Origin of the sequence: Amphibacillus indicireducens (assembly GCF_039539605.1) — a bacterium.
Taxonomy (GTDB): domain Bacteria; phylum Bacillota; class Bacilli; order Bacillales; family Amphibacillaceae; genus Amphibacillus; species Amphibacillus indicireducens.
In genome coordinates, this window is sequence record NZ_BAABDL010000047.1 from 1 (window position 1) to 8,080 (window position 8,080).

Annotated in this window: 7 protein-coding genes and 1 riboswitch; of the genes, 4 read left to right on the forward strand and 3 right to left on the reverse strand. The window is 34.7% G+C overall.

Annotation, left to right across the window (positions count from 1 at the left end; genetic code table 11):
* Positions 1-307 precede the first annotated feature (307 nt).
* A riboswitch (cobalamin riboswitch) is annotated at positions 308-494 on the forward strand.
* 193 nt (positions 495-687) lie between these two features.
* Genes ABD814_RS04185 through nrdF form a run of 4 tightly spaced genes read left to right on the forward strand, consistent with a single transcriptional unit; the run spans position 688 to position 4,523 of the window.
* Positions 688-927, forward strand: coding sequence for a glutaredoxin family protein (locus tag ABD814_RS04185; RefSeq protein ID WP_344910636.1), 240 nt, complete (start codon positions 688-690; stop codon positions 925-927).
* The gene (gene nrdI / locus ABD814_RS04190; protein WP_344910639.1) at positions 915-1,298 is read left to right on the forward strand and encodes a class Ib ribonucleoside-diphosphate reductase assembly flavoprotein NrdI; all 384 of its coding nucleotides are present in this window, start codon (positions 915-917) and stop codon (positions 1,296-1,298) included. The genes ABD814_RS04185 and nrdI overlap by 13 nt, the downstream gene beginning before the upstream one ends.
* Positions 1,291-3,486: a class 1b ribonucleoside-diphosphate reductase subunit alpha gene (nrdE, locus tag ABD814_RS04195; RefSeq protein WP_344910640.1), complete on the forward strand. Its 2,196-nt coding sequence runs from the start codon at positions 1,291-1,293 to the stop codon at positions 3,484-3,486. Before nrdI ends, nrdE begins: the two co-directional genes overlap by 8 nt.
* A gap of 29 nt (positions 3,487-3,515) precedes the next feature.
* A complete protein-coding gene (gene nrdF, locus ABD814_RS04200) occupies positions 3,516-4,523 on the forward strand; it encodes a class 1b ribonucleoside-diphosphate reductase subunit beta (protein ID WP_344910642.1) in 1,008 nt (335 codons plus the stop codon).
* Positions 4,524-4,644: 121 nt separating this feature from the next.
* Here the strand turns inward: nrdF and ABD814_RS04205 are convergent, their stop codons facing one another.
* Genes ABD814_RS04205 through ABD814_RS04215 form a run of 3 tightly spaced genes read right to left on the reverse strand, consistent with a single transcriptional unit; the run spans position 4,645 to position 7,759 of the window.
* The gene (locus ABD814_RS04205) at positions 4,645-5,460 is read right to left on the reverse strand and encodes a metal ABC transporter permease (RefSeq protein ID WP_344910644.1); all 816 of its coding nucleotides are present in this window, start codon (positions 5,458-5,460) and stop codon (positions 4,645-4,647) included.
* Positions 5,406-6,113 carry a metal ABC transporter ATP-binding protein gene (locus tag ABD814_RS04210; protein ID WP_344910646.1) on the reverse strand — a complete coding sequence of 236 codons (708 nt, stop codon included), beginning with the start codon at positions 6,111-6,113 and terminating at the stop codon, positions 5,406-5,408. The genes ABD814_RS04205 and ABD814_RS04210 overlap by 55 nt, the downstream gene beginning before the upstream one ends.
* Positions 6,114-6,160: 47 nt before the next feature.
* Entirely contained in the window at positions 6,161-7,759 is a 1,599-nt protein-coding gene (locus tag ABD814_RS04215) for a metal ABC transporter solute-binding protein, Zn/Mn family (protein WP_344910648.1), read from the reverse strand.
* Between the last annotated feature and the right edge of the window lie 321 nt (positions 7,760-8,080).

Genomic DNA, 8,080 nt, shown 5'->3' on the forward strand with positions numbered 1-8,080 from the left:
ATAGGCGGACTTGATTCGTGAATTGGTGGACTCGGATTGGATATTGATGGACTTGTGAGCGCGAAATAATCAATCATTCCTCATCCCTTCATTATTATACTAAAGAGAGATTATCAATCGATATTTTCTGCCCCTCTTCCCCATTTTAAACTTTAATTTTATAATAAAAGATATGACGGATCACAACGTAAAATTAAGAAAAACGATAATAAAATAAATAAAACTACTTATTTGAATATAAAGTATGTTATGTTATACTTTCAACATGTAGTATAAAATTGACTATTTAAAACTACATAACACAAAATATAGTATACCAAGTAATGGTGGCATTTCGTTGTCTTAAAAGGGAATCTAGTTGAAAGCTAGAGCTGCCCCCGCAACTGTATGTGCAGACAAACTAGCAAACCACTGTATTATGAAGCTACAATACGGGAAGGGCTACAGTAGGATGAAGCACTAGCCAGGAGACCTGCCAATACTTGTAGTTTCTATTTTTCGGGGATGAAAAAGATGAAACGATAGAACTTCTTCACATTACTTTTCTGTCGTTTTCTAGCCGTTCATTCGAAAATGAATGGTTTTTTACTGTCTTAGAGGAGGGAATATCAGGAGAGACACCCCTATTATGAAAAATTCAGCAGTTTTTTTAAAAAAATCACACATTAACTAGTGGAGGAAGCAATTATGAACATAACAATTTATTCGAAAAGTGGTTGTCCTGAATGTGTTTTTACTAAAAAATTTCTAGAGTCTGAGAATGTATCGTTTGAGGAAAAAAGAGTTGATCAAAACAAAGCTTATTTGGATGAAGTCGTTCTTTTAGGCTATAGTTCTTTACCGGTTATACAAATTGGATTAGATGAAACTTTTAATGGCTATAACCCAGAACGATTAGAGAAGTTAGTGACAGAATGGCGAAAATAGTCTTTTTTTCGCAAACTGGACAAACAAGAAAATTCGTCGAGAAAGTTAAGCAATATGAGTCAATTGAGATTACCCCAAGTAACTTTGAAATTGAAATGTCAGAACCTTTTATTCTGGTTATGCCTTCTTATGAAGCGAATGTTCACCCGATTGTGATTGATACGGCAGCTGACTTTTTAGAAACATCTGACAACATTGCTTATTGTAAAGGTTTATTCGGCGGTGGGAATCTTAATTTTGCCCAATTATTCTGTATAACCGCAAAAACATTAGCTAAAGATTACAACATTCCCTTGTTACATGAATTTGAATTTCAAGGAACCCCTTTAGACGTCAAAAAATTAGAAGAGGAGTTACAAAAAATTGAGTAAACTAACTAAACAACCAATTGAAAAACCACAAGATATTACTTATTTCAAGTTGAATAATATGGTCAATATCCATACTGAGAGTAATGAGATTCAATTAAATAAAGACCGAGAAGCTGTAAGAGCATATTTTTTAGAAAAAATTAATCCAAACACAGTCTTTTTCCACACACTCGAGGAAAAAATTAATTACTTAATTGAACATGATTATATTGAAGAAGGATTTATTAAAAAATATGAACTTTCATTTATCAAAGACCTATTTAAATTTTTATATGATCAAAAGTTCCGCTTCAATAGCTTTATGGGTGCCTATAAATTTTATAATCAATATGCCTTGAAAACAAATGACGGAAGCAAAATATTAGAACGTTATGAAGACCGAATCGGCTTTGCTTCACTATACCTCGCTGATGGAAATGAAAAATTAGCCTGGAATATTGCGAAAGAACACATTACGCAACGACTTCAATTAGCAACACCAACATTTTTAAATGCAGGTAAAACCGCTAGAGGTGAACTTGTTAGTTGTTTTTTAGTTGATATCCAAGACAATATGGAAGCAATTGGTCGTTCGATTAACTCCGCTCTACAATTGTCCAAGCGAGGCGGCGGTGTTGGAATTAATTTAAGTAACCTTAGAGAAGCTGGTGCGCCAATTAAAAAAATTGCCAATGCCGGATCTGGTGTTGTTCCAGTCATGAAAATCTTTGAAGATAGCTTTAGCTATGCCAATCAGCTTGGCCAACGTAATGGTGCTGGAGCCGTTTACTTAAATGTGTTCCATCCAGATATTTATGAATTTTTATCAACAAAAAAAGAAAATGCCGATGAGAAAATACGTGTTAAAACATTATCTTTAGGACTTGTTGTACCGGATAAATATTATGAATTACTAAAAACAAATGCACCAATGTACTTATTCAGTCCTTATGACGTTGAAAAAATTTACGGACAACCTTTTACCTATATCAATATTACGGAAAAATACGATGAAATGGTTCAAAATGATCAGATCAAAAAATATAAAATTAATGCACGTGAATTAGAACAAGAAATTTCAAAATTACAACAAGAGTCTGGTTATCCATATATCATAAATGTAGACACAGCCAATAAAGATAACCCGATTTATGGTCAAATTATAATGAGTAATTTATGTAGTGAAATTCTTCAAGTTCAATCCCCTTCTGAATTGAATGAAGATTTATCCTATAAAAAAGTTGGTCATGATATTAGTTGTAATTTAGGGTCAACAAATATTACCGAAATGATAAAAACCACTAATTTTGAAGAATCAATTGAAACAGCTGTTCGTGCTTTGACTTCTGTTTCTGATATGACAAGCATTAAGGCTGTTCCAACCGTTGAAAAAGGTAATAAATCTTATAATTCAATAGGACTTGGAGCAATGGGATTACATACTGCCCTAGCTACCAACCAGATTCACTATGGCTCTGCAGATGCAATCGAGTTTACTGATGCATATTTTAGAACTGTTCGATTTTATGCATTAAAAGCAAGTAACAAAATTGCCCGAGAAAGAGAAACCAGCTTTTATGAATTTGAAAAGTCTACTTATGCTGATGGTTCATATTTGACGGAAAAATACATTAATCAAGCTGAATTTTCATTTGAATCTGAAAAAGTAGCAGAAATATTTAAAGGTATCCCTATTCCTACTACTGAAAATTGGAAGGAATTAAATGCAAGTATTATTGAACACGGCTTATATAATGCTTATTTATTAGCGATAGCACCTACTGGAAGCATTTCGTATATTAATGAAGCATCCAGCTCTCTTCATCCTATTGTCAATTTAATTGAAAATAGACAAGAGGAAAATATTGGTTCAATTTACTACCCAGCTCCACATCTTAATAATGAAACAATTAACTATTATAAATCGGCTTACGATACAGATATGCGAGATGTCATAAATACGTATGTAGCTGCCCAACAACATATTGATCAAGGAATGAGTTTAACTTTATTTATGCGTTCTGTCATTCCAGAAGGACTCTACGAATGGAAGAACGGAAAATCTCCAAATATGACTACAAGAGATTTAAATCGATTAAGAAATTATGCTTGGTCAAAAGGAATTAAGTCAATTTATTATGTAAGGACACATACTGGTAATTATGCCAAAGAGATCGGCGTTAATGAATGTGAAAGCTGTCTGATTTAAAAAGCTCAGGATAGAAAGGAATAAAACACATGAACAAACGATATTTTAATGAAATCATTAATGGTGATGAAACAAACCATTCAGTTAATTACTATAAATCAATTGATTGGAATCAAATTGAAGATGGGTTAGATAAAGCAACTTGGGAAAAGCTGACGAGTCAATTCTGGTTAGACACTCGTATTCCTGTCAGTAACGATCGAAATGACTGGAGGATGCTGTCCCCAGAAGAACGAGATGTCGTCAATAAAGCATTTGTTGGTTTAACACTATTAGACACGCTTCAATCAGAAGAAGGTGCGAACGTCATGCGCAACGATGTAAGAACACAACATGAAGAAGCTGTTTTAAATAATATTTTGTTCATGGAATCTGTTCATGCAAAATCTTATTCAACAATTTTTATCTCTTTAAATACATCAAACGAAATTGATAAGATATTTGAATGGGGAAATAACAACGAATCGATTCAATACAAAGCAAAACGAATTAATGAGATCTATCAAAACGGTAGCCCACTACAGAAAAAAATAGCCAGTGTTTTCTTAGAATCCTTTTTATTCTATAGTGGCTTCTATGCCCCACTTTGGTATTTAGGTAACAATAAATTAGAAAACGTTGCGGAAATCATCAAACTTATTATTCGAGATGAATCCGTCCATGGAACTTATCTAGGTTATAAATTTCAACTCGGCTTTAATGAATTACCAGAGACAGAGGCTAATGAGTTAAAAGATTGGATGTATGAACTGCTGTTTGACTTAATGAAAAATGAAGAAAAGTTTACTGAAGCAGTCTATTCACAAGTTGGTTGGACCCACGATGTTAAAACGTTTGTCAAGTACAATGCGAATAAGGCATTGCAAAACTTAGGGTTTGAAGCTTTTTATAAAGATGGAATGCCTGAAAATGTGAATCCAATCGTCATGAACGGTATTTCAACAGAGTCATCTAATCACGACTTCTTTTCACAAGTTGGCAATAGTTACCTCATGGGTGAATCAGAAGCGATGGATGAAGATGATTATGATTTTTAATATGAATAGAATTTAGTTCTGTACCCTAATAATCACGATTAGGGGTATGTAATAATCCTATTATAAAGATAGCGCTAGTGAGTATGAAAAAATCACTAGCGCTATTTTATTTAGATAGACTCTATATACTTGTGTATCGTAAAATACGCTTTACAAGTGTTGTAATAGCAAAAACAAGCATTAAAATTAATGTGATTGTAGCTCCTGGTGGCGTACCTAATTCATAGGAAGTGACTAAACCACTTAGCATGCCAATGAGCGCGATGACAATTCCAATCAAAATGACACCATTAAAGCTTTTACTTAACCTTAAAGAGATCGCCGCAGGTAAAATAATAATTGCTGAAACTAGAAGGGCTCCAACAATAGGCATAATGATTGCTATCGTTATACCTGTTAAAATATTAAACAAAATCGACATTGTTCGAATCGGTAAACCTGCGGTAAAAGCTGTATCTTCATCAAATGTTAAGATATACATCGGCTTTCTGAAAATGATATAAAGGGCAACAATAATAATCATTAAGAAGAGCAACATCCATATTTGCTGTTCATTAATGGTCACAATCGAGCCAAATAAAAATTGCGTCATACTTAATGTGGCGCCACCATCACTGATTCCCATTAACACAAGTGCTACAGCCATTCCAGCTGACATTAAAATGGCGATCGATATTTCTGAATAAGTATGATAAATTTGACGCAAAACTTCAAGTAAAACCGCAACGACGATCACCACCAAAATATTGGTCCATGTTGGATTGATACCAATCAACATTCCTAAAGCGACACCTGCTAATGAAACATGCGATAAAGTGTCAGCCATTAATGATTGTCTCCGTAAAATTAAAAACAAACCTAATATTGGCGCAATTAATGAAATTAAGAATGAGGCTTGGAAAGCTCTTTGCATGAATCCATAGAAAAACATCTCCAAGGCGATCCCTCCTTTCGAACTAATTCAATATGCTTGTTCGCGTAATGGCGAATCTCTTCATGATCGTGTGTTACCATTAAAATTCCCTTGTTATGTTCCATACTATTGTGTCTCAGCAACTGGTAAAATTCCTTTCGAGAATTAACATCCATTCCAGTAGTCGGTTCATCTAGTATGAACAAATCAGGATCAGTTGCAAATACACGCGCAATAGAAATTCTCTGTTTTTGTCCACCTGACAATTCTCCAATCTTTTTAAAACGCATGTCCCACATCCCTACTGACTCTAAGGAGCGACGGATTTGTTCTTTGTCGTGTTTATCCAACTTTTTAAACCATTTACCTCTTTGATAACGACCGGATTGCACCAATTCTAGGACAGTACTTGGAAAACCTGCATTAAAGGAAGCGATCTGTTGTGAAACATAGCCAACGACTAGTTGCTCACCTAAATAATTTTTAGCCGAGAGGTGAACATTTCCTTTCGATGGTTTGAGAAGTCCTAAAATATTTCGCAACAATGTCGTCTTTGCTGCTCCATTCTCTCCAGTCAACATAACAAAATCACCTGGCTCTACCTTAAATGAAATATTCTCTAATACGGGTTCATTTTCATATTGAAAGGAAAGATCTTCAACTTCAATATAGTGCACAATCAATCAACCTTTCTAATCCTTTATTTTAAAACGAAATTAATTTTTTAATGAATGCTTAACTGTAAATTTTTCAGATTTTCACGCATTGCTCCGATGTATCCTAGGTCATTATCTTCTAGCTCTTTAGATAATACCTCTAAGTCATACAAAATGACTGTCTTTGTTTCTGTTTCATTTGCTACCGTTTCAGCAATTGCAGAATTGGCACCTTGTTGAAAATAAATAACTGGTACATTATATGCTTCGACTAAGTCACCAATCTCCGCAATCCGTGATGGACTTGGTTCCACTTCTGTAGAGATACCACCAATAGCAACCTGTTCTAAATCATATCGCTCTGCCAAATAACCAAAAGCTTCGTGTTGCACAACAAAGACACGGTTCTCTGCTTCCGCAAGAGCTTCCTGATATTCTTCGTGCAATGCTTGAAGTTCTTTATTAAAGGAATCTGCATTTTCTTCATAAATATCTTTTCCGTCTGGATCGGCTTTAATTAGAGCATCACGAATAATGTTCACTTGCTCTTGTGCCAATAATGGGTCTAACCAAATATGGGGATCTTGATTTTCATGATCATCAATTAAAACAGATACGGGTTCTGATTCTGCATAAACATGATGGTTATCATCAAAAAGTGCTACTTTTACTTCAAAGCTTTCACCAGTTGTTGTGTACTCAAAATGATCGGTTCCCTGATCAGGGACAACTTCCCATTCTTGATCATGACTTTCACGTATATACCAATGCCAATGATCATAATTTACCTCTTCACTAAGCTCGGCGAACAGGGTAGCGACATCTCCTGTATGATAGTGGCCAGCCAGTCCAATAATTTCAATTGATTGAGACGCTTCTTCACTGTCGTGATCGTGATCATGATCTTCATGATCAAAGTCTTCATCGTCGTCACCTTGATCTTCGTGATCTTCTTCATGGTCTCCATGCTCATGATCATGGTTATCAACGATAATTTCTACTGGTTGGGATTGTGCGTATTCATTATGATCATCATCAAATAAGACGGCACGAACCTCGAAATTTTCTTCTGGCGCCTCATAATTGAATTCAGCTCCCCCCTGATTCGGAACAGTGATCCATTCCTGATCGGCATTTTCTCTTGTGTACCAATGCCAGTGATGATAATCAACTTCTTCAGCTAATTCTGCTGTTAATTCAATTATACCACCCGTATGATAATGGTCAGCAACATTTGAAATTTCTACGCTGTGATCAACTTGATGATTTTCCCCATGTCCATGGTCATGATGATCCGCTTCAAGACCATCTGCTGTACGGGCGATGACTAGCTGATCATTTTCGATCGTACTCAACAAGCTCTCAACCCAATGCTCCATTAATTCACTACTGTATACAAACACGTCGGCTTCATTAACACTTGCTACATCTTTAGCGCTTGGTTCATAATGATGAGCATCTTCTCCAGCAGAAACCATTATCGAGACATCTGCCTGGTCACCCGCCACTTGTTTAGTAAATTCATAGATTGGAAAAAAAGATGTGACAACAGAAATCTTATCACCTTCCTTTATACTATCCCCTTGGTTAACTTCTGCTTCTTGACATGCTATTAAGGTTAAACTTAATAATAATAAACTTACAAACTTAAAAAATTGTCTTTTCACCGCTTTCAACCGCCTCTCAATATTTATTCACAAAATTGTTTCGATTTCATTTAATTGCGCTACTAAATTTTGCACCCCCGATTTTAAATCGTAATCATTACGTTTTAAATTTAAGTGAACTTCTACATTATAAATCGTAACGATTACGATTTACAAGTGTTTTGTTCACTATTTTAAAAAACACATAAAAAAACAGCATAATAAGTATGGCTAGCATACTGTATTACCCTGTTTATGTTAAAATATAATTTATCCTAGATTATTCATAGCCCAATCATAAAACCTGAATAAACCGCATCAAATCAATTAAAAATAACCAAT